The organism is Aliivibrio kagoshimensis (assembly GCF_050337105.1).
In the GTDB taxonomy this organism is placed as follows: domain Bacteria; phylum Pseudomonadota; class Gammaproteobacteria; order Enterobacterales; family Vibrionaceae; genus Aliivibrio_A; species Aliivibrio_A kagoshimensis.
Map to the genome: position 1 here is coordinate 40,720 of NZ_JAKJSQ010000002.1, position 26,184 is coordinate 66,903.

At 42.0% G+C, this 26,184-nt stretch carries 29 protein-coding genes; 17 read left to right on the forward strand and 12 right to left on the reverse strand.

Features of this window, described 5'->3' with window-relative positions; all coding sequences use genetic code 11:
• Positions 1-5 precede the first annotated feature (5 nt).
• The 3 genes from L4C32_RS00260 (at position 6) to L4C32_RS00270 (ending at position 2,811) form a co-directional block, all read left to right on the forward strand.
• Positions 6-893 (forward strand): 2-hydroxy-3-oxopropionate reductase, encoded by an 888-nt coding sequence (locus tag L4C32_RS00260; protein WP_428194839.1) that lies wholly within the window; start codon positions 6-8, stop codon positions 891-893.
• An 18-nt stretch (positions 894-911) separates the two neighbouring features.
• Positions 912-2,186, forward strand: a complete 1,275-nt coding sequence (locus L4C32_RS00265) for a glycerate kinase type-2 family protein (protein ID WP_428194840.1) — start codon at positions 912-914, stop codon at positions 2,184-2,186.
• A gap of 106 nt (positions 2,187-2,292) precedes the next feature.
• Positions 2,293-2,811 (forward strand): ureidoglycolate lyase, encoded by a 519-nt coding sequence (locus tag L4C32_RS00270; RefSeq protein ID WP_428194841.1) that lies wholly within the window; start codon positions 2,293-2,295, stop codon positions 2,809-2,811.
• A gap of 78 nt (positions 2,812-2,889) precedes the next feature.
• Here L4C32_RS00270 and L4C32_RS00275 read toward each other — a convergent pair whose 3' ends face one another.
• The gene (locus L4C32_RS00275) at positions 2,890-3,636 is read right to left on the reverse strand and encodes a GntR family transcriptional regulator (protein ID WP_428194842.1); all 747 of its coding nucleotides are present in this window, start codon (positions 3,634-3,636) and stop codon (positions 2,890-2,892) included.
• Between the two features lie 171 nt (positions 3,637-3,807).
• On the opposite strand from L4C32_RS00275, the gene L4C32_RS00280 reads away from it, so the two are divergent.
• On the forward strand, positions 3,808-4,584 hold the full coding sequence (locus tag L4C32_RS00280) for a PhzF family phenazine biosynthesis protein (RefSeq protein WP_428194843.1): 777 nt from the start codon (positions 3,808-3,810) through the stop codon (positions 4,582-4,584).
• A 4-nt stretch (positions 4,585-4,588) separates the two neighbouring features.
• Here L4C32_RS00280 and L4C32_RS00285 read toward each other — a convergent pair whose 3' ends face one another.
• Positions 4,589-5,470, reverse strand: coding sequence for a LysR family transcriptional regulator (locus L4C32_RS00285; protein WP_428194844.1), 882 nt, complete (start codon positions 5,468-5,470; stop codon positions 4,589-4,591).
• Between the two features lie 92 nt (positions 5,471-5,562).
• Here L4C32_RS00285 and L4C32_RS00290 point away from each other — a divergent pair, with 92 nt between their 5' ends.
• Entirely contained in the window at positions 5,563-5,991 is a 429-nt protein-coding gene (locus tag L4C32_RS00290) for a PACE efflux transporter (RefSeq protein ID WP_428194845.1), read from the forward strand.
• A gap of 1 nt (position 5,992) precedes the next feature.
• Here L4C32_RS00290 and L4C32_RS00295 read toward each other — a convergent pair whose 3' ends face one another.
• Entirely contained in the window at positions 5,993-7,678 is a 1,686-nt protein-coding gene (locus L4C32_RS00295; protein ID WP_428194846.1) for an RluA family pseudouridine synthase, read from the reverse strand.
• 286 nt (positions 7,679-7,964) lie between these two features.
• Here L4C32_RS00295 and trpS point away from each other — a divergent pair, with 286 nt between their 5' ends.
• Entirely contained in the window at positions 7,965-8,966 is a 1,002-nt protein-coding gene (trpS, locus tag L4C32_RS00300; protein ID WP_428194847.1) for a tryptophan--tRNA ligase, read from the forward strand.
• A gap of 94 nt (positions 8,967-9,060) precedes the next feature.
• Complete coding sequence (locus L4C32_RS00305; RefSeq protein WP_428194848.1) at positions 9,061-9,504, forward strand: dCMP deaminase family protein; 444 nt, start codon at positions 9,061-9,063, stop codon at positions 9,502-9,504.
• A 57-nt stretch (positions 9,505-9,561) separates the two neighbouring features.
• On the opposite strand, the gene L4C32_RS00310 is transcribed toward L4C32_RS00305, so the two are convergent.
• Positions 9,562-10,476, reverse strand: a complete 915-nt coding sequence (locus tag L4C32_RS00310; RefSeq protein ID WP_428194849.1) for a M14 family metallopeptidase — start codon at positions 10,474-10,476, stop codon at positions 9,562-9,564.
• 130 nt (positions 10,477-10,606) lie between these two features.
• On the opposite strand from L4C32_RS00310, the gene yjjG reads away from it, so the two are divergent.
• Complete coding sequence (gene yjjG, locus L4C32_RS00315; protein WP_428194958.1) at positions 10,607-11,281, forward strand: pyrimidine 5'-nucleotidase; 675 nt, start codon at positions 10,607-10,609, stop codon at positions 11,279-11,281.
• A gap of 7 nt (positions 11,282-11,288) precedes the next feature.
• On the opposite strand, the gene L4C32_RS00320 is transcribed toward yjjG, so the two are convergent.
• Both L4C32_RS00320 and L4C32_RS00325 read right to left on the reverse strand, forming a co-directional pair.
• The gene (locus tag L4C32_RS00320; RefSeq protein ID WP_428194850.1) at positions 11,289-12,551 is read right to left on the reverse strand and encodes a sensor histidine kinase; all 1,263 of its coding nucleotides are present in this window, start codon (positions 12,549-12,551) and stop codon (positions 11,289-11,291) included.
• Entirely contained in the window at positions 12,541-13,224 is a 684-nt protein-coding gene (locus L4C32_RS00325; RefSeq protein WP_428194851.1) for a response regulator transcription factor, read from the reverse strand. Before L4C32_RS00325 ends, L4C32_RS00320 begins: the two co-directional genes overlap by 11 nt.
• Positions 13,225-13,346: 122 nt before the next feature.
• Between L4C32_RS00325 and L4C32_RS00330 the strand changes: the two genes are divergently transcribed.
• The 5 genes from L4C32_RS00330 (at position 13,347) to L4C32_RS00350 (ending at position 19,017) form a co-directional block, all read left to right on the forward strand.
• Entirely contained in the window at positions 13,347-14,375 is a 1,029-nt protein-coding gene (locus tag L4C32_RS00330) for a glycosyltransferase family 2 protein (RefSeq protein ID WP_428194852.1), read from the forward strand.
• Positions 14,365-15,822: an ArnT family glycosyltransferase gene (locus L4C32_RS00335; RefSeq protein WP_428194853.1), complete on the forward strand. Its 1,458-nt coding sequence runs from the start codon at positions 14,365-14,367 to the stop codon at positions 15,820-15,822. Before L4C32_RS00330 ends, L4C32_RS00335 begins: the two co-directional genes overlap by 11 nt.
• A 2-nt stretch (positions 15,823-15,824) precedes the next feature.
• Positions 15,825-16,268 carry a GtrA family protein gene (locus tag L4C32_RS00340; protein ID WP_428194854.1) on the forward strand — a complete coding sequence of 148 codons (444 nt, stop codon included), beginning with the start codon at positions 15,825-15,827 and terminating at the stop codon, positions 16,266-16,268.
• 123 nt (positions 16,269-16,391) lie between these two features.
• On the forward strand, positions 16,392-17,375 hold the full coding sequence (locus tag L4C32_RS00345; RefSeq protein WP_428194855.1) for a DUF2860 domain-containing protein: 984 nt from the start codon (positions 16,392-16,394) through the stop codon (positions 17,373-17,375).
• A gap of 286 nt (positions 17,376-17,661) precedes the next feature.
• The gene (locus L4C32_RS00350) at positions 17,662-19,017 is read left to right on the forward strand and encodes a hypothetical protein (protein WP_428194856.1); all 1,356 of its coding nucleotides are present in this window, start codon (positions 17,662-17,664) and stop codon (positions 19,015-19,017) included.
• A gap of 64 nt (positions 19,018-19,081) precedes the next feature.
• Here L4C32_RS00350 and L4C32_RS00355 read toward each other — a convergent pair whose 3' ends face one another.
• The 4 genes from L4C32_RS00355 to L4C32_RS00370 all read right to left on the reverse strand — a co-directional run bounded on the left by L4C32_RS00355 (position 19,082) and on the right by L4C32_RS00370 (position 22,286).
• The gene (locus L4C32_RS00355; protein WP_428194857.1) at positions 19,082-20,467 is read right to left on the reverse strand and encodes a HAMP domain-containing sensor histidine kinase; all 1,386 of its coding nucleotides are present in this window, start codon (positions 20,465-20,467) and stop codon (positions 19,082-19,084) included.
• On the reverse strand, positions 20,406-21,086 hold the full coding sequence (locus L4C32_RS00360; RefSeq protein WP_428194858.1) for a winged helix-turn-helix domain-containing protein: 681 nt from the start codon (positions 21,084-21,086) through the stop codon (positions 20,406-20,408). The genes L4C32_RS00355 and L4C32_RS00360 overlap by 62 nt, the downstream gene beginning before the upstream one ends.
• 53 nt (positions 21,087-21,139) lie before the next feature.
• Entirely contained in the window at positions 21,140-21,700 is a 561-nt protein-coding gene (locus L4C32_RS00365; RefSeq protein ID WP_428194859.1) for a PepSY domain-containing protein, read from the reverse strand.
• Between the two features lie 88 nt (positions 21,701-21,788).
• Positions 21,789-22,286 carry a GNAT family N-acetyltransferase gene (locus L4C32_RS00370; RefSeq protein WP_428194860.1) on the reverse strand — a complete coding sequence of 166 codons (498 nt, stop codon included), beginning with the start codon at positions 22,284-22,286 and terminating at the stop codon, positions 21,789-21,791.
• 317 nt (positions 22,287-22,603) lie between these two features.
• Between L4C32_RS00370 and L4C32_RS00375 the strand changes: the two genes are divergently transcribed.
• Together L4C32_RS00375 and L4C32_RS00380 are read left to right on the forward strand one after the other, a co-directional pair.
• Entirely contained in the window at positions 22,604-23,530 is a 927-nt protein-coding gene (locus tag L4C32_RS00375) for a DMT family transporter (RefSeq protein WP_428194861.1), read from the forward strand.
• 64 nt (positions 23,531-23,594) lie between these two features.
• On the forward strand, positions 23,595-23,987 hold the full coding sequence (locus L4C32_RS00380) for a DUF2750 domain-containing protein (protein WP_428194862.1): 393 nt from the start codon (positions 23,595-23,597) through the stop codon (positions 23,985-23,987).
• Between the two features lie 12 nt (positions 23,988-23,999).
• Here L4C32_RS00380 and arfB read toward each other — a convergent pair whose 3' ends face one another.
• Positions 24,000-24,413 carry an alternative ribosome rescue aminoacyl-tRNA hydrolase ArfB gene (gene arfB, locus L4C32_RS00385; protein WP_428194863.1) on the reverse strand — a complete coding sequence of 138 codons (414 nt, stop codon included), beginning with the start codon at positions 24,411-24,413 and terminating at the stop codon, positions 24,000-24,002.
• A 141-nt stretch (positions 24,414-24,554) separates the two neighbouring features.
• On the opposite strand from arfB, the gene L4C32_RS00390 reads away from it, so the two are divergent.
• Together L4C32_RS00390 and L4C32_RS00395 are read left to right on the forward strand one after the other, a co-directional pair.
• A complete protein-coding gene (locus tag L4C32_RS00390; protein ID WP_428194864.1) occupies positions 24,555-24,917 on the forward strand; it encodes a YibL family ribosome-associated protein in 363 nt (120 codons plus the stop codon).
• A 17-nt stretch (positions 24,918-24,934) separates the two neighbouring features.
• Positions 24,935-25,168, forward strand: a complete 234-nt coding sequence (locus L4C32_RS00395; RefSeq protein WP_428194865.1) for a VF530 family protein — start codon at positions 24,935-24,937, stop codon at positions 25,166-25,168.
• Between the two features lie 33 nt (positions 25,169-25,201).
• Here L4C32_RS00395 and L4C32_RS00400 read toward each other — a convergent pair whose 3' ends face one another.
• Positions 25,202-26,104: a LysR family transcriptional regulator gene (locus L4C32_RS00400; RefSeq protein WP_428194866.1), complete on the reverse strand. Its 903-nt coding sequence runs from the start codon at positions 26,102-26,104 to the stop codon at positions 25,202-25,204.
• Positions 26,105-26,184: the final 80 nt, after the last annotated feature.

Below are 26,184 nucleotides of genomic sequence, written 5' to 3' on the forward strand. Positions count from 1 at the left end.
GAACAATGAGTACGATTGCATTTATCGGAACCGGTATCATGGGAAAACCAATGGCGTTGAACCTGCAAAATGCGGGGCATCAACTGGTCTTTTCTGAATCACGCAGTGCCGCACCAGCTGACCTTCTTGCTAAAGGTGGGGTTGCCTATCCGAACGCAAAAGAGGCAGCGGCTGCCGCAGACGTCATCATTCTTATGGTGCCAAATACCCCACAAGTTGAAGAGGTATTGTTTGGCGATAATGGGGTAGAGCAGTCACTGAAAGCGGGCAAAACCGTGATCGATATGAGCTCTATCTGTCCAATCGAAACCAAAAAAATTGCCGAAAGAGTGAAAGAGAGTGGTGCTGAATTTCTCGATGCACCAGTATCTGGCGGTGAAGTGGGTGCTATCAACGCAGCACTGACTATCATGGTTGGTGGCAGCGAATCAACGTTTGAGAAAGCCAAGCCACTGTTTGAAGTCTTAGGTAAGAACATCACGTTAGTGGGTGAAAATGGTGCGGGCCAAATTTGTAAAGTAGCCAACCAGATCATTGTTGCACTGAACATTGAAGCCGTCGCTGAAGCCTTAGTCTTCGCTTCAAAAGCGGGGGCGGATCCATCTCGCGTACGTCAAGCATTAATGGGTGGATTTGCCAACTCGAAGATTCTTGAAGTTCACGGTGAGCGTATGGTGAAAGGGACATTCGACCCTGGATTTAAAATCGCTTTACACCAAAAAGATCTGAATCTTGCTATCTCTGGCGCCAAAGAGCTGGGTCTGAGCCTACCAAATACGGTGATGGCTCAAGTGCTGTTTGACCAATGTGTCACTATGGGTGGCGAGAACTGGGACCATTCAGCAATGATCCGAGCGATTGAAGATCTGGGTAATCACGAGATTCGTGGATAAGTGATAGGGGGCATTAATATGAACATTGATACACGTCAGTTTTTAACCTCTCTTTTTAATCAAGCGGTTAACCAAGCACTTCCTGCGGGTCATATTGCCCCCTATCTTCCAAAAGATCGTTCCGGTAAAGCCGTGGTAATTGGTGCAGGGAAAGCAGCTGCTTCAATGGCACAAGAGCTTGAAACGGTTTGGAGCGGTGAGCTTTCCGGACTGGTTGTCACGCGATATGGTCACACTGCTCCTTGCAAGCGGATAGAGGTGATTGAAGCTGCTCACCCTGTGCCTGATAGCGCGGGCCGTGAGGTAGCAGAGAAAATCTTCTCATTAGTCTCATCGTTGAATGAAGAGGATGTGGTGATCTGCTTATTATCCGGTGGAGGCTCTGCGCTGCTTAGCCTACCTGCACCAGGGATAGCGCTGGAAGATAAACAGCAGATTAATCGAGCGCTGTTAAAGTCAGGGGCTGCCATTGACGAAATTAATTGTGTTCGTAAACACCTCTCTGCAATTAAAGGAGGTCGATTAGCAAAGGCCACGGCACCTGCAAGGTTAATTACGTTGGCTATCTCTGATGTGCCGGGTGATGAAGATACTGTCATAGCATCAGGTCCGACAGTGGCTGATCCAACTACTAGTGATCAAGCAAGAGAGATTCTACAGCGCTACGATATTGAGATCCCAACCTCAGTAAGTGACTGGTTGAGTAACCCAGTGTCAGAAACAGTAAAACCGGGCGACGAGTGCTTAACGAACAGTGAGTTTCACATTATATCAAGCCCACAAGCGTCATTAGAGGCTGCGGCGGCAGAGGCGTTAAATTGGGATATTCCTAGTTATATTCTGAGTGATTGTATTGAAGGTGAATCGCGTGATGTGGCCAAAGTGCATGCTGCTCTGGCCAAGCAAATCGCTGATAAAGAACAACCATTTACGCTTCCTTGTGTGATTTTGTCAGGAGGTGAAACCACAGTAACGGTCAAGGGGAATGGTCGAGGAGGTCGCAACAGTGAGTTCTTATTAAGTTTATGCCAAGAGTTGCAAGGGCATCCGCAAATTCATGCTATTGCGGCAGATACCGATGGCATAGATGGTATTGAAGATAATGCAGGAGCGGTGTTGCTACCGAATCATTATGCTCAGAGTCTTTCATTGGGCCTGAACACAAGACACTATCTGGCTAATAATGATGGTTATACCTTTTTTAAACAGCTTGATAGCTTGTTGATTACTGGCCCAACATTGACCAATGTGAATGACTTTCGCGCAATATTAATTTTACCAAAGAGTGAGTAGACGAAAATATTGTCACTTATTCGTTTCATTATCGTGTACAACTTAAGGCGTTAATTGTAATCTTTACTATGAGATCAGCAATAATGATTAGGTTATTGGAGAGAGCATGCAACGACAGATTGATACATTGATCCTCACCGCTGAGCCACTTACTTCCCAAGCGTTTTCTCAGTTTGGTGATGTGATTGAAAGAGATGGCAGTGATTTCTTTTTGATTAATAATGGCTCCACACGCCGTTATCATGAACTGGCAAATGTTGATGTGGAAGAGCAAGGGGGAAAAACTATCATCAGTATTTTTGAGGCCACTCCCCTTGAATATCCACTAACGATTAAGATGGTTGAGCGTCACCCATTAGGCTCACAAGCCTTTATTCCATTGTTGGGTAATCCATACTTAATCGTGGTTGCCGAGAAGGGAGAACACCCCAAAAGTGAGAGTTTAAAAGCGTTTATCAGCAATGGTAAGCAAGGGGTTAATTATCATAAAGGGGTGTGGCATCATCCGATACTTGCTTTGGTTGAGAGCGATCAGCATTTGATTGTCGATCGAGCAGGTCCAGGAAATAATTGTGATGAGCACTATTTTGATGAGAGTGACTTGGTGGTATTACAACGACCATAATCGTCAATGTTGTCGGTTTGACATAAAAAAGGGGTACTACATAAAGTATCCCCTTTTTGACCAATACAAGGTAGAGAATCAGACTTTTAATTTTTTCTTAATCACATCAGAGAATACAAGATGCAGATCCTCTTGTATCGCTTCATCATCTAGCGATAATTTTGATTTAATGTGGTCCAAATGGGTCTGCATTAAACTCATTGCTTTTTTCTTGTCGCCTGCTTCTATAGCGTCTAACAAAATAGTATGTTCATCAAGTGAGCACTGACCCTGGCTCTGATTACCAGTCTCATACAGTGAGATGATCAGAGAGGTTTGCGACACAATACTGCGTTGGAAAGAGAGAAGAGGGGTATTGTCCGCCATATGGGCAAGTTGAATGTGGAACTCGCCAGAAATACGGATGCCACGACCTACATCACCTTGAGCGTGAGCTTCGTTCTCTTTCGCAACCAACTCCCGCAGCTCTTTGATTTTTTCAGCGGTGGCATTTTCGACCGCCAGCTCAGTAATAGAGAGTTCCAGAACCTCACGAGCTTTAAGAACTTGTTTCGCCTCTTCAACACTAGGTGCCGCAACAATCGCACCTCGATTCGGACGAATATCGACAACTTGCTCAACAGAGAGTCGGAGTAAGGCGCGTCGGATAATAGTTCGGCTCACGCCAAATATCTCACCAAGAGCTTCTTCATTCAGCTTGGTATTTGGTGGCAGGCGTTGTTCTAGAATGGCATCAAAAATGTGTCCATAAACCACATCATCTTGGGTCTGAGTAACTGCCACAGACTTGGGCTTCTTTTGCCCTATCTTTTTTTTGTCAGACATAATAAGAGGAACGCTCCGCTTGGTTAATAATCAGCTGGTTGATATTAATAAATAAAGGTAATGTGTATAGGGTAATTGATAATGAAATATTTAGCATCTTTTAATTGATTTTGTATACAAACAAGTGTGCAAATTGCTAGATTTTCATAGTAAGCAGTAACAGGGACCTCAATGAGACAAGTACAGATTTTCAATGTATTTACTGACCAACACAGTAGAGGCAACCCTGCAGCGGCAGTGGAACTGTCATCGTGGATAGCCGATGACGAGTTGTTGGCGATATCCCAACAATATGCTCAGCCAGTCACCGCTTTTGTCGTTAAAGACGGGGATGACTATCATATTCGTTGGTTCTCCCTTGTCACTGAGATTAACCTGTGTGGTCATGGCACGCTAGCGGCAGCAGCACTGGTTTTTAAGCGCTATCCGTTTAGCGATCAGCCGGTGGTATTTAACAGCCCATTTGGTAATTTGAGCGTTGCAAAAAAAGGGAAAGATTTCTCTTTGTCATTACCTTCTTGGCAGGGGCAAGCTGTGGCCGCAGATTGCGATATCGTTAGATCACTCGCTATTGAACCATTATCCATGTTTAAAACTCGAGATTTGGTTGTGGTGCTGAAAGATGAGCAACAAGTACGGGAATTTCAACCAGATTTATCTCTGTTAACCACGATGAAAGATTATCATGCTTTAATCGTGACAGCGAAAGGTGAGCAGTGCGATTATGTTCTGCGCTACTTTCCGCCAAAGATTGGAATTAATGAAGACCCCGCAACAGGGTCTGCACAGTGTTCACTGGCCGCCTATTGGTTTGACGTTTTGAATAAACCTATATTGTCGGTAAGGCAGCTGTCTGAACGAGGCGGTGCATTCTTGGTCGAGAAAAATGCAGATAATAGAATAAAAGTAACGGCAGAGGTTACACTTGGAGAGTTGATATCCAATTAAAAGTTTACTGTTTTTTTATTAACGACCTTAATCGTTTTCTCAGTTGATTACTGACCTCTGTCTCAATCCCAGTTCGATGAATGAGATCAATGTTGGTCTGCCAGGCCAGTTGCTCATGCTCAAATGGCAGATGACACAGCTGCTTTGAGAGGACCGCATCTTGTGCCAAGTGCTCGGGAAGCAGCGCCCAACCAAACCCCGATTTTGTCAATTCGAGGAGCACATAGTAGTTATCTGAATACCACACGTCTGGCGAGTGGGCTTGATTAAGCCATGAATGAGACTCTCCTTTTGATCCAATAACGAGTTGACGGTGTAGCTTGAGAATGTCGAGGTGCGCGGTTGGTTGTTGTGCGAGTGGGTGTTGAGTACTGACGAACACATCAAAAGCAATGGCGCCAATCGTCTCAAAATCGATCGCTTTAGGGTAGTTTAGCTCACTGAATATTAACCCGGTATCAGCACGTTGTTCACTCACCAATTGCAGTACATCTTGACTTGATGCACTGAGAAATTCCAACTGTAATTGGGGGTATTGATCCACCAAAGTGGGCAGCAGTTCGGTTAATCCAAGGTAGGGAATTCCTTCATCAATCGCTAGCGTGATTTTAAGCGTCTCGTGATTGTTAATCGCTTCTAACTGGAAGTTAAGCCGTTGGTGTTGAGCTATGACCGCTTCGGCTTGTGGGAGCAGAGCCTCTCCTGCCGCTGTTAATATCGGGTAGCGACCACTGCGGTCAAACAGAATTTGATTGGTATCTATCTCCATATTCATAATATTTTGACTGATGGCAGACTGTACTTTTCCTAACCGGCGAGCAGCCGCAGAAAATGAACCTGTTTGAACAGTGGTGACAAATGCATAAAGTTGGTCGAGTGATGGCATATCAGTTTTTGTGATGGTAAGTAACTTTTATCTATCTTAGTTTGAAATGATAATAGCCACAAGTTAAACATTTTCATAAAAGAGAGAAACTGATGACAACAACTGAACGTATTATTCACGCGGTACTGTTTGAGCTGATCGCTTTGGCTTTAGTGATTCCGCTAGCTTCAATGGCAACAGGGAAAGAAGCCAGTTCGATGGTGGTAGTCGGTGTGGGTTTGAGCCTTTATACCGTGGTATGGAACTACTTTTATAACCTTTGGTATGATAAGCAGTTTGGCGGCGATAGAGAGACGCGCAGTTTCAACACTCGTCTTAAACATACGGTGGGTTTTGAAGGGGGGTTGATATTTGTGACGGTGCCAGTGGTCGCGTGGTTCTTGCAGATATCTCTGCTGTCGGCATTGGCTTTGGAAGCTGTTTTTCTGGTGTTCTTTTTTGGCTACGCCATTGTGTTTAATTGGGTGTATGACCATGCTCGTGCTCGCTGGTTTTACCGCAACGAGCACCCTCAGAGCTGAGTTAAAAGTCAGGGTCAACTTGAAACTGCATCTCCTCGTGAGTGATGGGGTGATGCAGGCTTAAGGATTCGGCGTGAAGGTGTAAACGCTTAGCTGGCTTGCCATACAGATCATCGCCAACTATTGGCATAGCAAACCCAAGCGAATGGGCGCAATGAACACGAAGTTGGTGAGTACGTCCAGTTTTTGGTGACAGATAGACGCGCGTTCTGCCGTTTTTGACGTCAATGACCTGCCATTTCGTGTGGGCGGGTTTTCCATGTTCAAAACAGACCAGTTGACGAGGCCGGTCAATGAGGTCACCACGTAGTGGTAGCGTGATTTCGCCATGTGTCTGCTCTAACTCGCCATCAATAAGGGCCACGTAACGTTTGGTGATCGAGCGTGAGATAAACTGCTTCTGTAGGCTTTTATGGGCACGCTTACTTAAAGCGATCACCATCAAACCGGATGTCGCCATATCAAGTCGATGCACAATCAGGAAACCTTTGGCGTGAGGAAATAGCTGTTCCATGCGGTGCTGTACTGAATCCTCTATGCTCTTACCCGGTACCGAGAGAAAACCAGCAGGTTTATTGATCACCAACATCACCTCATCTTGATAGAGAACCTCGATGGACTTTCCGATGGCAGGGTTGCTCAGTAGTGGATTCTCATCCTGTTCTACTCCTACGAGCATATGACCTAAAATGGGATGACATTTACCTAGGCATGCCGGGTAGATGTTTTTATGCTGTCTCACTTCCGATTTTGGAGAGACGCCCCACCAAAATTCCGCTAATGCCAAAGGTTTTAGTTGGTGGTTAAAGGCATAATGCAGCAGTTTAGGTGCTGCACACTCTCCGGAGCCTGCGGGGGGAGTTCGCATGGGTGTCTCTTTAAAAATGGCTTGCAGACTTTTCAACTCTCCATGGCTGTTTAGAAACTGATATTGTTGAAATAACTTCTGTTGCAAAGTGGCTGATAAAGCCGCTCTTTGCATGGTTAATTGATTGATCTCATCAAGAAGCGGCTTCAAGTTATTTTCAGCAGCAGCCAGTTGTTCATCCCAATAGCTTTTGAGCGCTTTGAGTTGATTCTTCTCTTTGACGCTCTCTTTACCCAGTTGCGCCATTAACGCGGTGAGTTCTGAATTATTCGCTTGATGCGCTTCGGCTTCTGCTCTGAGGACTTTTCGACGTTTTCGTCCCTCGATCATGTCGGCTCTATGGTTCTCTATCTGTACATGACTGCTTGCGTGTGTATCACTTACCGCCTGTTGATAGCGTGCAATCTCAGGGTTAGCGCTGAGGATTTGAATACGGTTAGAGAACTGTTTTAGCTCCTCTTGGCCAATGCGAAAAAATCCCTCTTTGGTGAGCATGTCAAACACTGGAGGAACAAAGCCGGGCAAATGATTGGAATCGGCCACTTTGCCAGAAAATGCAGAAAGATAACCGATCTCACCGTGTTGAGTCTGTACCAGTAGCACCCCAAACATTTTTCCAGTGCCAGTACGATTATCCTCAGCGAGTCCAAAGTCATGCTGCCAAGTCTGCTGATGCATTAAGTGATGCTGTAACTCTTCCGCAGCCAATTCACACAGAGGATGAGGCTGATAGAAAAAAGGAAACGTAAAACGCTCTGGCAGTGAGTAGGAATCAATCGACTTTTTAAAAGGAGTAAAACAGGTTGGCTGGGAGTGCATAATGGTTTCTACAAAGTGGAATTGGGGTCATTTTACCCTGTAGCTACTGAATTATCACCTTATGACTGTCGGTAGCGTGCGTTATTTGCTCTCTTGAATAGTGAGGTAACATTTGATAGGGTGAAAAAATGAAAACAGTGATTATTTTTCAATTAATTAGCAACAGTTGGTGGCGTTCTATTTTATAGAGCGGCGCTGAATCACACATATTCAAAAGCCGTCGGATGACAGTATTTTGAATAGAAACGCAATAATGTCTCCGGTGGTCTCACTTAGGAGTAACATTATGAACAACGAAAAAATTCTTACTGGTGACCGTGCAACTGGACAACTTCACCTCGGCCACTATATCGGTTCTTTGCAGCATCGAGTCGAACTTCAACATCGATATCAACAAACCATTCTCGTCGCCGATCTTCAGGGGTTAACCGATAATGGTAATACCCCTCAAAAAGTCTCATCGAACATTCTTAATGTAGTCGCAGATTATCTGGCTGTCGGCATTGATCCGAGTAAAACCACCATCTGTTTGCAATCGGCAATTCCGGCATTAGCTGAATTGACCATGTACTACTCTAACCTAGTCTCAGTAGCTCGATTACAGAGAAACCCGACGGTAAAAAGTGAGATAGCGAATAAAAAGTTTGGCGCCTCTATTCCGGCTGGATTTTTAACCTACCCAATAAGCCAAGCAGCAGATATTACCGCATTTAAAGCAACACTAGTGCCTGTTGGTGATGATCAATTACCCATGATTGAGCAGACAAATGAAATAGTGAGAAAGCTTAATAATATCGCTGATCAGGAGATTTTGGTTGAGTGCAAACCGCTTCTGAGTAAAATTTCGAGACTTCCCGCTCCGGATGGTAAAAGTAAAATGTCTAAATCCATGGGTAACTGCATTCTTTTAAACGCAACCGATAAAGAGATTTCAAAAGCAGTTAAGGCAATGTATACCGACCCCTTACACATAAATGTAAACGATCCAGGTAGAGTAGAAGGGAATGTGGTGTTTACCTATCTGGATGCTTTTCATCCAGATGCACAGTATGTTGAGGAGTTAAAACAGCACTACCAGCAAGGTGGATTAGGGGATGGAGCGACGAAGAAGATCTTAGAAGCGTGTTTACAGCAGTTCTTGGAACCGATTCGAGAGAGAAGAGCCGCCTATATGGACGATAAAGCGCAGTTGATCTCCATCATCAAGGAGGGCAGTGAACGTTCTCAAGAAGAGGCCAATCAACTGCTCAATCAAGTTAAACATGCTTTTGGTTTGAAGCTGTTTTAAATATAACTATTTTTACTGTTCAATTTTATCTATCTTAGAGGGTATTATACCAGGCAGTTAACTGGTAATTGTGTAAATTGAAAAAGGATGAACAATGGACTCTAAGTGGGCAAAACGTTTTTTTCAGATGGCAGAGCTTGTCGGTTCATGGAGTAAAGATCCTTCGACGCAAGTGGGTGCTGTGATTACAGAACATATCCGTATCGTGTCGGTGGGTTTTAACGGCTACCCACATGGGATTTCTGACAGTGCTGATACCGATGACAGAGACATGAAATTGCTGAAAACGTTACACGCCGAAGAGAACGCGATTCTTTTTGCTAAGCGTGATTTAGACGGTTGTGATATCTGGGTGACACATTTTCCTTGTCCAAATTGTGCCGCTAAGATTATTCAAACTGGCATTTCCGAAGTGCATTGTCCCGAGCAGAGTCAAGACTTCTTATCTCGCTGGGGAGACAAAATAAAAATCAGTGAAGATATGTTCAAACAAGCTGGGGTAAAAGTGGATTGGTTACCACTGAATGCTTGGAAGTAATGATTAAAAAGAGTGAATAGAGAAGAGAGCCACTAGCGAGACTAGTGGCTTTTTTATTTACTGGATTAAGAAATCTAACGCTCCAGTTATCGCAGCGACCTGAGCATCATTACACTCCTGCTCTGATACTTTTGGACTGTCTGGATAGACTTCCGTGGTGCTGCTGTAATCACAATCGGTAAAACCGCCACACAACCCGAGCTTCTTCATCGGGTAGTTAATCACTCCCTCTTGCTCCAATACCGAACCAATGATGTTTCCATCGCTATCAGGCAACGCAATGTGAGTGATTTTTTTCACCGAGGCTATCATCGCTTTTTGAAAGGCGGGTTGTGGGTTATTGGTGTCGCCTACTAGGTAGAATCCATCCGGTATTTCACTGAACGGAATGTCGATACCATCACGAGCAGCCAGAGCAGGACGAAACTCACTGTTATCGGTGTCGGTGGTTTCATGAAGGTCGATATGAACTGTGATTGGACAGGTGAGGCTATCAATAAATGCCATCAATGACGCCGCTTCTTCTGAGGGACTTTCAGCGTAAAAAGAGCGATTCGGATCAACCGCATTAGGGTTCCAGCGATTAATCACTTCATAACCCCACGGGCTGACACAAGGAGCGACAACAATATTGAAATGTTCGTGGTAACTCTCTGCTTTGGTATCTAAAAATTGGATAGCGCCATGAACACCGCTGGTTTCATAACCGTGAACACCACCAGTGACCAGGAGAGTGGGTTTATTTGCATCCCAATTGTGTGATTTTAAAGCAAATAGAGGGTACTTCTCAATATTATAAGAGAGGGCGCCGTACTGAATCAGTTCAAAACGTTGGCTTAATTGCTGCAATTTAGTCACAACTTCATCTAAATAAGAGCGCTTTATGGTCATGGTTTCTAGCCATTGTGTGCGTTCAGCTTGGCCCCATGCTTTGGTGGGTGTGCCGATAGGGTAAGCGTGTGTATCTGTCATAAATGCGCCTTTAACTGTCTGGTGGAGAGTGTGGTGTGAATGCTAGCTAGAGAATAAACATCTGAACCTGTTTAGGCAATCATTTAAAATAGGGTTACACTAAGCACGTTTTTATAAAGGTGAATAGATGATGAAGTACGATTGGATTTTATTTGATGCTGACGAAACCCTGTTTCATTTTGATGCTTTTAAAGGGATGCAGCTGATGTTTTCTCGCTTAGGAGTTAATTTTTCATTAGATGACTTCAGTTACTATCAGCTCGTGAATAAACCACTTTGGGTCGATTATCAAAATGGTGATATTACCGCTGCTCAGCTGAAGCATACGCGTTTTCAAACATGGGCAGATAAGCTAGAGACCACGACTCAAGCCCTTAATAGTGGTTTCCTTGAAGCGATGGCTGACATTTGTACTTTACTGCCTGGAGCGAAAGAGCTTATGGAAGCGATCAGTGGTAAAGCTCAGATGGGCATCATCACTAACGGCTTTACGGAACTGCAAGCCATTCGCCTTGAAAGAACTGGGATGAGTGATTATTTCTCTCATGTTGTGATTTCTGAAGAGGTAGGCATTGCCAAGCCAGACGTGGGCATTTTTGAACACGCATTAGCGAGAATGGGCACACCAAACAAAGATCGTGTATTGATGGTCGGTGATAACCCTCATTCAGACGTATTAGGCGGGTTGAATGCGGGTATTGATACCTGCTGGCTTAACGTTGATGGCAGCGATAAACCCGTTGGTATCAATCCTCACTATCAAGTCTCTTCTTTGATTGAACTGAAAGAGTTATTGGTTAAGTAAGCAATTCTCAATGCCGATAACGTATGGTAGCAATACACCCTGAGGAATCGGTTTGGTTCTTTAGGGTAAATTCCGCTTGATAACGATGGCAAATATCTCGAACGATGACTAACCCTAATCCGTAACCTTCAACTCCTCTGGTTTGGTTTTCAAGACCAATGCCTGAGTCACTTACTGTAAACCCTCTGTTATCAGCCGTAATGAAAACATCACCAGCTTCAGTGCAGGCGAAAGCATTTTTAATAATATTCCCAAGTAAAATACTGAGTACCTTCTCAGGAATATAACTGCAGGTGTCTTGATCAACTTCTACTGTCCAGTGTATTGGTCGGTCTGCTATGAGGTGGGCGTGAGAGGCAGCAATGTTAATGAGTTCTTGCTGGCAAATATCGCGTGCTATTTTTGTCTCTTCGCTTTCACTTCTGGTTAATGAAAGAAGAGTTTCAACAAAGTCGGACATCTCTTCCGTTGATTTCCGTATACGCTGTTTTTGTCGATGGTTAAAGTCAATATCATCCGATTGCCCTAATAGATTTGTCGCGCCTTTAATCACCATTAACGGAGAGCGAAGTTCATGACTGGCATAGCGAGTAAAATCTCTTTCACGGGCTAATAACTGCTCAATACGTTCATAATGGTTGTTGATGGTATTGATCAACAGATCCATCTCTAAGGTGTTACTGTGTGTATCGCTATTGATCAGCGACATATCATGGCTCGATCGTTCATTGAGTTCTTTAGTCAATTTTGATAAAGGGGCAGTGAGGATGCTTGAAATTTTTAAAATTGCGAAAAAGCTGATCATTAACAGTGTAAATGAGAACAAAATAACAGTGGTCTGTTTTTGCACCATCTGATTTTCACTCAGTTCAAATGAACTATCGACAATGATCATGTATACATCACGTCCTTGGCTGTCTATTGTTCTTTGTATAAATGCTTCTGTCTTTAGCAGTAAACTACTATTCTCGTATACTTCGAAGGTCTGATGTAGAGGAACGTCACTTGGAAGTTTGATGCGAGCATTGAGCGCCTGGCTATAGTAGTAAAGATCGATATCGTCACTGTAATTTATGCTGTTTTGGCCACTATTCTCCAGCATTTTTACCGCATTCTCTTTGACATAATCCAATCGATTGTTAGCCACCAACTCTTCAAGCCCATCCATGGTGGAGTTAAACACAGTGGCATGAATAAGAATGATGGAGCAAGCTACAATAGAAAAGTAGATAAAGGTAAGTTGTTTGGCACTGCGTTTTTTAGTCGTCATGCTGTTCACTTATTAATTGATAGCCAATCTTGGGTACGGTTTTAATGTAAGAGTGCGGGAATGGTTTATCGATTAAGTTTCTTAGCTGATAGATATGACTGCGTAATATGTCAGATTCTGGTTCATTATCTCCCCATAATAGGTGCAATATCTCTTGTTTAGTGACGATATTAGGGGCGACTTTCATCAATTGTTGAATGATTGAAAATTGAGTCGGGTTGAGTACAAATTTCAACCCTTGACGGGTTAACGTTCGGGATGACAAATCTAAGGAGAGCTGTTCATAATGGATCTCTGACGATGATTGAAATCCACTTTGTCTTTTTACTAAAGCGAGAATTCGTGCTTCGAGAATATCTAAATCAAAAGGTTTGACTAAATAATCATCCGCACCGTGGCTAAAGCCTGAAAGGGTATCTTCTTTCGTATCCCGAGCTGTCAGCATCAAAATAGGGGTAGTGACGCCATCTTGACGAAGCTTTTCACAAACAGTAAAACCATCCATTTTTGGGAGCATGATATCAAGAATAATAAGGTCAAAGAATTGTGCTCGAGCCAGATTATAGCCTTGAAGACCATCGCTAGCATAATCTAAGGTATGGCCTTTAATTTCGAAAAAATCAAAAATAACCCCAGCAATATCTTTATGATCTTCAATTAATAGTAACTTCATTTTCCCCCCCTCTTATGACGCCATAATAACCTAGGTGAGTGTGAAAAAAACGTAGAAAACAATTTTTTGACACGGTGTGGAATAGAATTTGGGCATTAAATAATTCTATAAGTGAGATAGAAATGCTGACGGTTTTATCTGAACATCGAAATAGCACGAATCCACCAAACTCAGCGCGAGAAATTTCGCTCATAATTCCACTGTTCAATGAACAAGAAGTGATTCAGCGTTGCCACAATAGAGTGTGCGAAACCCTTGTTAACATGGGAATAGCTGCTGAGATCATTTACATCGATGATGGAAGTGATGATAGCTCATGGCAACGAATCTGCGAATTAACGCCTCCTAATGAAAACATCGAAGTTGTGTGTGTAAGGTTGTCCAGAAACTTTGGAAAAGAGCCCGCGATGAGTGCGGGGTTGCAAAAATCTCGAGGACAAGCGGTCATTTTACTGGATGCCGATCTACAAGATCCCCCTGAGCTGATTCCCCAAATGGTGTCGGAATGGAAGAAGGGGTATGACGTTGTTGATATGAAAAGGAGCAGCAGAGCGGGAGAGGGATGGGTAAAGCGAGCTACTGCTTCACTGTTTTATCAGGTCATGAAGCAGTTATCTGATACGCCAATTCCTCAGAATGTTGGTGATTTTAGATTATTGGATAGCAAAGTGGTTAAACACATTAATGCTCTTCCTGAACGAACACGTTTTATGAAAGGTTTATTTGCGTGGCCTGGCTTTAAACGAACAACGCTTGAGTTTGACCGCTTAGAACGAGCTGCTGGAAGCACAAAGTGGAATTATTTTTCCCTTATACATCTTGCCGTTGATGGGATTACGTCTTTTAGTACTAAACCACTTCGCCTCGCAACTGTTACAGGGGGCATGCTCTCTTTTGTGGCTTTGACCTTTATGGTTATCTTAATGGCAAAAACGCTTATGTTTGGCGATCCGGTTGCCGGGTATCCTTCGCTGATGTGCGCCTTACTAATGTTAGGCGGCGTTCAATTATTGTCGATAGGGTTGCTGGGTGAGTATGTGGGACGAATCTTTATTGAAACCAAAAATAGGCCACTCTATTTAGTGATGGATGAAAAAAAGAAAAAAATTGAATCAGAAAAACGAGTAAGAGAGCAGTTGCATGAAGCGTGATTTAACGAACAATACTCAATCCATTAATGAGAGGGAGTGGGTTACTCTTGCTGTAGTTATTACGGCGTTAATCCTAGTCATTCGTTTGATTAGCTTAGCTGCTATTCCATTAATGGATACGACCGAAGCACGCTATGGTGAAATGGCGAGAATCATGGCCGAAACAGGGAATTGGGTCACCCCAATGTTTGATTATAATGTGCCATTTTGGGGAAAACCACCGCTGTTTACGTGGATGAGTGCAACGGGTATTAACCTGTTTGGGTTGAGTGAGTTTAGTGTTCGGATCCCGCATTTATTTGTGGCGTTGATGACGCTCGCTTTGGTTGGATATTTAGCAAGCAGTGAGACTAAAGTGAAGGCAGTTAGTGCACTGTCGGTGCTTATCACTGCTACCAGTGCTGTATTTATTGTTGTCGGTGGGTCCGTAATGACCGATACCGCTCTAACATTCTCCATTACATTAACCATGTTAGGGTTTTGGCAATTTTCAAAAGTGGAGTCTGAATCCACTAATGCAACGAAATGGGCGCTGATATTTTCGATAGGTTTAGCGTTAGGGATGTTATCAAAAGGGCCATTAACCTTAGTCTTGGTGGGCATGTCGTTAATTGCATGGTTAACCTTAGCAGGCCGTTGGAGCTTAGTACGGGCTTTCCCATGGCGTAAGGCAATCGGTATTTTTCTTCTATTTACTTTGCCTTGGTATGTTATGGCTGAAATGAAAACACCAGGTTTTCTCGATTATTTTATTGTTGGTGAGCATTTTAAACGATTTGTTGTGAGTGGGTGGCAAGGCGATCTTTATGGTAATGCTCATAAAGAAACCCGAGGAACGATTTGGTTGTTCTGGTTGCTGGCTGCTTTCCCATGGTCGCCATTAATTATTTGGCAAACGGTAAAAGGATTTATCCATTCTCGAATAAACTCGGTCGGAGACAGTGCCTTTAGAACCTTCCTTTGGTCGTGGATGTTATCGCCGCTGATTTTATTTACTTTAGCGGGTAATGTACTTCCGAGTTACGTTATGCCTGCCATTCCGCCTATGGCAATATTGATAGCGTGCAATATCGACCTTGAAAGTGTTAGAACAAAGAAATATGTTAAATATGCTGGACTGCTAACGTGTCTGATCATTTCTGTAGTCGCCATCTTGTTGTCATTTGGCTTAACCAGTAAACAAGCGGAAAAAGACTTATTAAACATATGGAAGCAGCAGGATAACTATCAAGATGTCAGCTTATTCTATTTAGATAAACGTCCATTCTCTGGTCAATACTACTCTCAAGGAGTGGCTATTGATGTAAAAAACCTTGAGGAGATCCAACGACCAAGTTATGTGGTCTACGAGACTCAGAATCACAGTAGATATCAGACAAATTGGTTTACCCAGTGTCGGGAAGTGGGACAATCTAAAAAACGTACTTTGGTCTATTGTGGCCTATAAGGATGAATACTATAGTACGAAAGATAGGATTTTTTGGAATATCAGGTTGTATTGCCTTTACGATTGATGTGTTGATGATGAGCCTACTTTCCCTTTTTTTATCACTACCTCTTTCACGAAGTATTGCTGTTTTGGTTGCCGCGTCTTCCAGTTGGTGGATCAATAGAAAAGTCACTTTTAAAAGTGAGAATCGTGCTTATAAAGAGTGGTTTCACTTTTTGGTTGTTTCATCGATAGGATTTGTTCCTAATTGGTTATGTTATTGGTGGCTAATGGGTATCGACAACCCGATGACTAACTGGCCATTTCAGAATACGATTATGGTCGAAAGCTGGCACATAGTGGCTATTGTCCCTGGGGTTCTTTTGGGCATGGTATGTAATTTTATTTTATCTTTTCGTTTTGTATTTCGGGCTAAATTGAGCGCTATTCGTGTACAAAACTAGATTTGATGACTATTCATAAAAAGAATGCCTTGCGAATGAACGATTAGTTTGCTTTTATTTGGATTCATAGAATTAATGATGGAAAAATTGGCGTGTATTATGCCATTCATAAGGGATATCCAAATGAAAATGTGTCGGATTAGAATCACAGCAATTGCTACGGCGGTTGTATCATCGTTTTTTAGTATTTCCGCGACGGCTAGTTTGAGTGAACAACCAGGATTTAGTGGCGAAGTATCGATAGTTACGGGTTACAGTGAAAGTGATTCTAATCTAAATACAGACAGTGATGAGATATTAACCGGGTTAGATAAAAGGGGTAATGGGGAATCTAACGTCTATCTTGCCCCGCTTGGGAATCTTGCCTTTACGTTTGGTACTCAGTTGGATAAACAGCTATTTATTGGTACAACCCGTGAAGATGTGGCGGTCGGAACGTTAGCTTTAGAGATGGGGTATCGACAAAAACTATCGAATGAAACGGTGGTTTCGTTTTCATATTTACCAACGGTACTTTCTGGAGATGCTTGGCAGGATCCATATCTTACAGGGGCTAAACGTGAGAAAACAGATGTTGAAGGCAACGCATATCGTCTGCAATTTAAAGAGATCGCCGGCTCAGCTCTTTCGATTGATGTCGCTTTTGGGGATAGTGAGTATGAGCAGGAACACTCTGGGTCTGATCTGAAAGTACTTGAACGTGATGCAACGACTGTTTACTCGAAAGCGAGTTATAAACTAGCACTTTCACGTTCTTCGTTTTTAGTACCCTCATTGCTGTATAAAGAGGTTTCGGCTGAGGGTGATGCGATGTCTTTCTCCTCTATTGGCGCTGAACTGAGTGTATTTAAAATCCTTAATAATCATCAGTTTGTAGTAACAGCTAGTTACGCAAATGAAGATTATGATGCATTGAATCCATTATTCAACAAAACCCGATCCGATGATCTATTGAGTCTGTTCGTTGCCTATGAATATAAAAACCTATTCTCATACGATGACTTATCTCTTATTTCATTTGTTTCAATCAGCGAACAATCATCAAATATAACGTTTTACGAAAATAGTGAACACTCACTGTCACTGGGTTTGAATTATAAATTTTAATCGCTCCCCAATATACTGGAATCTATGGTTATCTTTAGGTTCCAGTTTAACGAGTCTCATCTCCCCCCCCCTCCGCCTTCCACACTGTTGATAGATTTATATATAGAAAAGTGTTCTATCAGTGGTATATCTCCCTATTAATTTTCATTAATTAAGTTGAATGAACCATGATGCATCTCATTTATTAATGAAACAAAATGTAAGAAAGTCTCAACTATGGGTATACCTGTTAATTTATGATTATATGTTTGCAAAATAATTAATAACCAAAAAATAAAGGATAATTATGTTTAGGTCAGTTTTGCTGTTGTTGGCTTCGATTCTAATGTTTGGGTGCTCTTCGGCACCTAAAGTGGTGCTTGAAGCGTCATTAGATAAAGGTGTTAAGTATGAGGTATCTGATATTAATTTGGATATAGTTCAAAGATATAATCGAATTGGGATGTTCACGACCAAACAGATGCAACAGATCATGACTGACCATCTTAAATACTCTTTAGATAAAAGAGGGTTACTGGCAACGCCTTCAGATAAAAATGTTGCTAAATTAGATATTACGATGAGCTATCGTAGAATGTACGTTGGTGATGATACCCCTTTTGCTATGGGACGGTTAGCAAACCCTAGGGTTCATTATTATTTTAAGGTATACAAAGATACTCTATTAGCGGCAACATTTAATTCAAAACATTTAACAGCAAGCTTTAGTTTTAAAGGTGATATGACTGATGTTCAGTCGCCTCAAAATGTGGAGCATGATGTTAATTATTCACTATCAGTGGTTAATCATTTGATTAAAAATGTAGAACGCAAAACTCCAGGCTACCAAGCGGATAGTAACGTTCATACCCTCTCACTTGAATATAAAAAAGATCTGTTTAAGAGAGTAGATGAGATCTATGCCAGTAATATGAATACAGACTTTTTGTCTTCCGATTATATACCAACAGCCATCATTAATGATTTCTTGTTAGGAATAAACAATGATTCATATGATGTACGAACCGATACATATAAAGAAATAACCAAGAATTGGTTAAATAGCGAAAGACTGTTCAATCAAATCAAATCAAAAATAACTGCTAACAAAAGTATTTTATTAGATAAGAAAGGCAAGCGAGAAGTAGAGCTGGCTATTAAGGCGCTAGCCTCTTCAGGAAACATGAATTATCTCGATTATTTGGAAGAGCTGTCTAACGAATCTAAAACAGAAAAAATGAGAGAATACGCTTCTAAAAATATTGAGTTTTTAAAGGAGAGAGCAGCGACTGCCGTATATATTCATAGAGCGCCACCTAAAGGTATTGATCTTGACTGGAAAGAGCGTCAACTATATGCAATGGTTGCCTCGGACGATATTAATTTGCAGGCAAAAGCGGTTAGATTGATTTATAAACACTATCCTAAAAATGCCGCGTTGCTAGAAGTATTAAGTAAGAGTTTAGATGGGTCGAGCCAATATGTTTTCCGAGCTAAACTGTCTCAAGATTACCATGCGTGGGTTTGTAGAGTGCTTGGTTTGTCTGGAGATGCTCAGTATTTAACACAATTACAGGACGTGGCTGAAAATGCTTACTATGACAAAGTGAGAGAGTACGCAGAAACATTTGCTGAAGAATTAGAAGACTCAATTGACTCTTAGTTATTGTTTTAATATGAAAATAAAGCGCCTTTGTAGGCGCTTTTATTTTGTAAATACAATTAAATTAATCTTTAAAATCAATGATAACCTTAAGCCCTGGGTTATTATCTTGCAGGGTTACTTCTCCACCATGTAGCCGCACAATGGCTCGGACAATGGAGAGCCCGATGCCATAGCCTGCGATATTACGGCTTTTTTCAACACGGAATAAGCGTTGGAAAACCTTCTCTTTATCTTGGTCTGAAATACCGACACCATTATCACTAATCATAAAACCTGTTTGAGTGAGCTCTAGGCTTATACTTGCGGAATCTCCGGCGTATTTGGTGGCGTTTTCTAGTAGGTTATACATGACCCTAAATAAAAGGGTTGGATCACCAGAAATGACCGGATTCAGTTCCCCAATATTGATTAACTGTTGATGATTCTCTTCGGCGATGGGTTCGACTAACTCCAGTGCATCCTGGGAGAGTATACGCAGATCAACCTCAACAAAATTAACGGAGAGTTGATTGTTCTCCAGCCGGGTCAACTCTAGCATAGCAGTAAATGTGGTGAGGATTTCATCTAACTTTATCAGCATGTCGGCTAAGTCTTCAGGATCAACCTGAGCTTGTTGGGCGTGTAAGTAGACGTGTTCTATCTGTTGTCTTAAGTGGCCGAGAGGGGTTCGCAAGTCATGAGCAATGGCGTCTGTCACCCCTGATATGGCGTGAAAGGAGTCTTCGAGCTGCGATAACATGGTATTGATGTGTTGCGCCATATCATCATATTCATCATTTCTCGCTGAGATGGGTACACGAGCAGTCAGCTCTCCCAGTTCCACTTTATGAGCAATGGCGTTGAAGGTATTGATACGACGTAAAATTTGACGCGAAAAGAAATGGCCAGTGATCAAACCGAATGCGAGCGTTACGATTAAAGCGGCAATAGAGGCTCGGGTAAAACTCCCTTTTAATTCATGCAGAGATTCATCATCGGTGGCAATTAACAGAGTACCTTGGCTCGATTCTGTGGTGCATCCAGAGACAAGTTGGATCTCATTGTATTTTTCTAACCAGATGGGAAAGCGTGTTAATGACGGACAAAGCTGCATGTTTTTTGGAAAGCTGCCGAGCTGACCATACACGCGATCTTTTGTCGCTGCTGCTAGTATGAATTGGCGAGAACTGTCGGCATAGGAGGTAAATTGCTGGACAAAATCGGAACTGTCTAACTGTTTGGCTAATTGCACTTGTTGATTCAGGCTTTCACTCATTTGGTTGGTCAGGTCGCGACTGAATTGACCGACACTGAGTTGGTAGAGCATCCACAGCAAAATGCCTACGACGAAAAGCAATAGGCCTGTATAGATGCGAGTGATCCGCAAAATTGAACTGGTTGTTGGGTTATTTCCCCGCCATTCGGTAGCCCACGCCACGAACGGTTTCAAGTAAGGGGGCATGTCCATCTAATTCTACCTTTTTGCGTAAACGTGCCACATGCACATCAATAACGTTGGTTTGTGGATCAAAATGATATTCCCATACTGATTCAAATAATAGAGAGCGAGAAACAACCTGACCAGCATGCTCCATCAAGTAACGAAGTAGTTTGAATTCTTTAGGTTGTAATTTTAGTTCTGTCTCACCACGGAATACTCGATGAGAGAGTAGATCCATTTTCAGATCGGCTATTTGCAGCATACTGGTTTGTGGTTCAGATTGGTTACTTTTTCGATTAATTAAGATTTCAATTCTGATTAACAGTTCGGAGAGAGCAAACGGTTTAATCATATAATCGTCGCCACCTTCTCGTAACCCTTTTACTCTTTCTGTTACGCTGTCTAGGGCACTTAAAATCAGAACCGGGGTCTGTTTTGATGCATTTCTAAGCGTTGATAGCACGGATAAACCATCAAGCTTGGGTAACATTCTATCCAAAACGATCAACTGGTAATCATGTTCTAAGGCGAGAAATAGCCCGTCTTGGCCGTTATCTGCGTGATCCACTTCGTAGCCTTGCTCACGAAGGGCTTTTATTAAATATTGTCGGGTCGTGGAATCATCTTCCACAATTAAAATGCGCACAAACAGTCCTCAGTAAAAAAACGCCCTCTACGTGAGCAGAGAGCGAGTTGGGTTTAGTTGTGTTTCATAATAGGAATTACTTTGCCAGTTTGCACATCGACAATTACTTTTTGAGTACCAGTATCTCCAATTAATTTGAATTTGTAGAAAGTGATGCCTTTTTCATTTTCAAGTTCAAATTCAACCACTTGAGCGTTAAATTTTTCTGAAAGTTCAAGGATGCTCTTATTCAAATCAAACTCTGAATCGTTTAAGGCTGTTAGTGCTTGACGATCCTCTTCATCTAAACGATTTACGCCTAAAATCGTCATCGATTTACTCTCATTTTTCACGATGGTGCCATCGTCAGAGCTGATCTTAAGTTTGTTGATCTGTTCTTGTGAAAAATCAATCACTTCAAATTCATAGACTGGTTTGCCTTTATGGTCATCAAGTTCAAACTCCACGATATTACCTGTGAAGTTGGTATTGATTTTTTCTATCGCTTGTTGAGGTGTGAATTGAGCACGCTCAAGAGCTAGAGCACTTAAAAAATCATCATTAGCCATTGCAAGGCCAGAGGTTAGAGTAATTAGAGCTGCGGCAGTAGTGCAAATACGTTTTGTTAGTTTCATTGTGTTTCTCCTTCTGATTCGTTGATGAAGTAACTTTACTCTATTCACCATTTCCAAAAGGTGGATGGAACATTACAAATAGTTAATGTTAGATTTTGCTCTTGATTCGACTCATTTGGTATACGTCTACAAATTCACCATCCCGAAAAGCATAGTCTTTGGATTGACCCTCGAGAATGAAGCCAAACTTTTTGTACAGAGCAATAGCACTCACGTTATCAATGTATACAGTAAGCTCAATGCGATGGATATTCAGCCAGTTATCGGCAAGATCCAGTGCAGTACACAAGAGTTGACTACCAATTCCCTTTCTTAGAAAGTCATCATGGACCGCCATTCCTAGCGATGCGACATGTCGACGCCTCGGGTTGGCTTCTACTCGTAGACCTAAGTTTCCTGCAATAACATCATCAACTTCAGCGACATAGGAATAGACTCCCTCAGAGATGGCGGAGATACGTTTATGCCAAGATTCCAAAGATGGATTAGGCAGCTGTAGGGTACCTGAATAGGCATTAGGCAGCGAATAAAGCTGTTGTAACCCAGCGACGTCTTTGAGTTCAGAATGTCTAATGATCAGCCCCATGGTTTCTCCTTAAGTGTTACCGTTGCTAGTAAAATAGCATTTCCGTTTATGAGAATCTCAAATTAATAAAATGAAATCAAGATATTATGAGGAGAGTAAATAAAGTGAAATTGTTTCCATAAAGCGCTTGTAAAGAAGGTGTTAATTGCGTAGGTTTAATGGATGAATACTATTGGTTTCACCTCTTGGCTCCTCCTCTTATTACTGTCTTTCGACTGGTAAGATTTTTTCTATCTGGTTGTGAGTAATACGCAGCCAGTCGTTACATGATACGTATTAACTCACAACTTTAACCCTGACCTTGTGAGAATAATATAATGACTGAAACTTCTGCAATAACGAACACTCATCAACAGAATATCAATAGTGGTATCGCTTTTGCGGTAACCGCAACGTTGATGTTTTCGATAAAACCTATTTTAATCAAATTAGCTTATCAATTTGGTGGCGATGCCGTTTCGATTATGGCCATACGAGCCGCTTTTTCTCTCCCTTTTTACCTGTTCATGTTGCTCTGGATCTGCCGTAAAGAAGAAGCGAGAGAAAAAGTAACTCGTTATGGCTGGCAAGCGGCTTTAGTCGGTGTATTGGGTTATTACCTTGCTTCATACCTTGATATATTGTCACTAAACTATATTTCAGCCCAACTTGAACGTTTATTGATCTTTCTGTTTCCCTCTTTTGTCGTATTAATTAGTTGGATCTTTCTTAAACAGAAACCACAAAAGAGTACTTTTATTTCTATCTTTCTTGGTTATTTGGGGATTGGTCTCATTGTGGCACATGACCTTACTGAATTTGGAGCTGAAGTCTGGTTAGGCTCCTCTTTGGCTATTTGCTCAGCACTGATATTCGCCTGTTACCTGGTGTTGAGTAAAAAACAGATACAGCGTTTAGGCAGTCAACTGTTTACCTGTATTGGTATGGGCTGTGCTGCTGTTGTGATTTTGATTCATGCCCTTACAGAGCAGGTAGAGGTGGTATCCATGAGTATTGAGTTTGTAGCGATCGGCTTGATAATGGCGGTGTTTTGTACTGTGTTACCCTCATTTCTTGTTGCGGCAGCTATGGCCCGTTTAACGCCTTCAACGCTAAGTTTAACCAGTAATGTAGGTCCTGCTATTACAGCGGGATTTGCGGTGATTCTACTTGACGAAGCTTTCACCCTGTTTCATGCCGTGGGTATGGCACTTGTTGTGTTATCGGTGGTTAGCTTGACATCAGATAAAGCCAGAAAAAATTAACGCTTGTTTGGATTTTACATTATCCTATAGCTAATTAAATGTAGTGTTATTGCAGGACAACAGTATGACCGTGTCATTAGATGAAGCAACAATCAACGCCATTCAAAACAGAGATGCTGAGCAGCGCTTTCAATATTTAGTCAAAGAGGTCGTTGCCAATCGACAAATTTGGATTCTAAAAGATGAGCATGGTTGCGTGATGCTTAACACTGAAGAGGAAGATGCGGTGCCAGTATGGCCTAATCGCGAATTCGCTGAGAGTTGGGCTACTGGTGATTGGAAAGCGTGCGAAGCGGAGTCAATATCACTAAATAAGTGGCATAGCCGTTGGACTCATGGATTAGAAGATGATGATTTAGGCGTCGTTATTTTTCCAGATCAAAATGAAGAGGGTTTAATTATCTCTTCACAAGAGCTTGATTTTGAATTGAAAAAACAGTCGGCAAAATCAAAGTAACCCTATAATGGGTTAATGTGACACTTTATTACGCAGAGATTTGGTTTGACCTCTCTGCGTTTTTTTATCCATTCTTCGGCGCTGAGAGCCTTTTGTCGGTTTCGTTGCTCGCCGGGTTTTTTGCACCACAACGGCTGCTAATATCATCTCCTTTAATCTGACTAAAGCATCTTCACGATTTTTCTCCTGAGTTCTATGTTGTTGTGCTTTAATGATGATCACGCCATCTTTAGTGATGCGGTGATCGGAGAGCTTTAACAATCGGTCTTTATAAAATTGCGGTAGGGTAGAACGATTTACATCGAATTTAAGATGGATAGCGCTGGATACTTTGTTAACGTTTTGTCCACCTGCCCCTTGAGCCCGAATCGCCGTCAGTTCGATTTCCCAGCTAGCTAGTTCGACACCGTTGGAGATTTTAAGCATAGTAAAAGTACCTGTTAGACGATAAGGGTGAATGATCGGTGGTGATGTGACTCAAGTCCGTTATAATACCTGCAGATTAGCGCAGTATCTAGATGGTTTGTCGGGTTCGTTGCGCTTAGAAATAGATAGAAAGGTAAAAAAATGAGCGAAAACGTAAAAGAAGAACTTCAGAAGCTGAATAATCGATTAGATCGTTGCAAGCATCGTCTAGAAGCAGCAAAAAAACGCGGTGATCAACCGATCGTTAAACAGTTTACATTTGAGATTGAAACCATCAACAAGAAAATCTCAAAGATGAAAGGTCGTCAGCAGCATAATGTTGGTAATCAAGGTTCTGAAGTTTTAAAAATGCCGTTTAAACGCGTATTAACGAAAGCAGAACAAGCCGATATGGGCAAGCTGAAAAAATCGGTTCGTGGACTGATTGTGGTTCACCCTATGACTGCATTAGGGCGTGAGATTGGAATTAAAGAGATGACTGGTTACGCACCACAAGCTTTTTAACGGTTAGAGAGTTGATAATGACCCAAGAGAACAACCCGCTTCATGGCATGACATTAGAGAACATTTTGATTGAAATGGTCGACTATTTTGGCTGGGAAGGTTTAGGTTCAAGAATCGATATTCGCTGTTTTAATAGTGATCCAAGCATTAAATCAAGCTTGAAGTTTCTGCGTAAAACGCAATGGGCAAGAGATAAAGTAGAAAGTCTCTACATTGATATGAAGCGAAGACAGCAGAAGAAGAAAAAATAAGTACATTGAAACGCGCCTAATCAGCGCGTTTTTTTATTGGTTGTGATTAAACATCTTGGTTAGCCAATCTTTTAATGTAATGACAGATTCTTTGTTGAGTTGTTCTGGATTACAGGCGAAATAAAATGCCTTGCTAGGGTGAAGAACTTCACTGCTGATCTGCATTAATACCCCAGCGTTTAAATCGTTTAACGCAAATTCTTTATGGGTCACTAATATACCTAGGCCATTTCTAGCCGCTTGCATTGACTGTATCGTTGCGTCAAAGCTGAGGTTGGGTTTTCTCTTTGGCGGCATTACTTTCATCGCCTTTGCCCAGATCTCCCAATCATCTTTTCGTCGGGGGTTGGTGACATAAATGGCTGAAAACTGCTCTATCAGTTTTAAGGGGTCTCTGGTATTGGCGCGTTCTAATAAAGCCGGACTACAGACTAGAATGAGTTCATCATCCGCTAGGTGTTCAAAGTAGTAGTTGTTCCACTCCTCTTTATTGCCATGGATCAGTGCGACATCAATGCCTTCATTATCAAGATCAAAAACAAACGGTAGACTTGAAATGCGGATATCAATATGTGGTGCATCTTTTTGAAATTGGTCCACTTTGGGAATCCACCAATGAAGGGCGAGCGAGTTCACCATATTCAGCATGATTCTATTACTATTTTTCGGAGCGGATAGCGCCTCCGAAGCCTGTAAAATCTGTGCAATAGCAGGAGCGATTTTTTTATAATATTGGTGACCCTCTCGATTTAATTCCACCTGACGTCCAATGCGTTTAAACAATTGAGTGTTCAACTGACTTTCAAGGGTTTTGATGGATTGACTTACCGCTGAGTGACTGACATTCAGCGTTTTAGCAGCAGCGGTCATACTTCCACAGTCTGCGACGGCAACAAAAGTATATAACGATTTCAATGGTGGGGCACTTTTGGACATAAAGATACTAATATCTGTAAGTTTATCTAACAGGTTTGGTCAATATTACTCGCTTTTTATCTCTTTACAATAGGAATAGA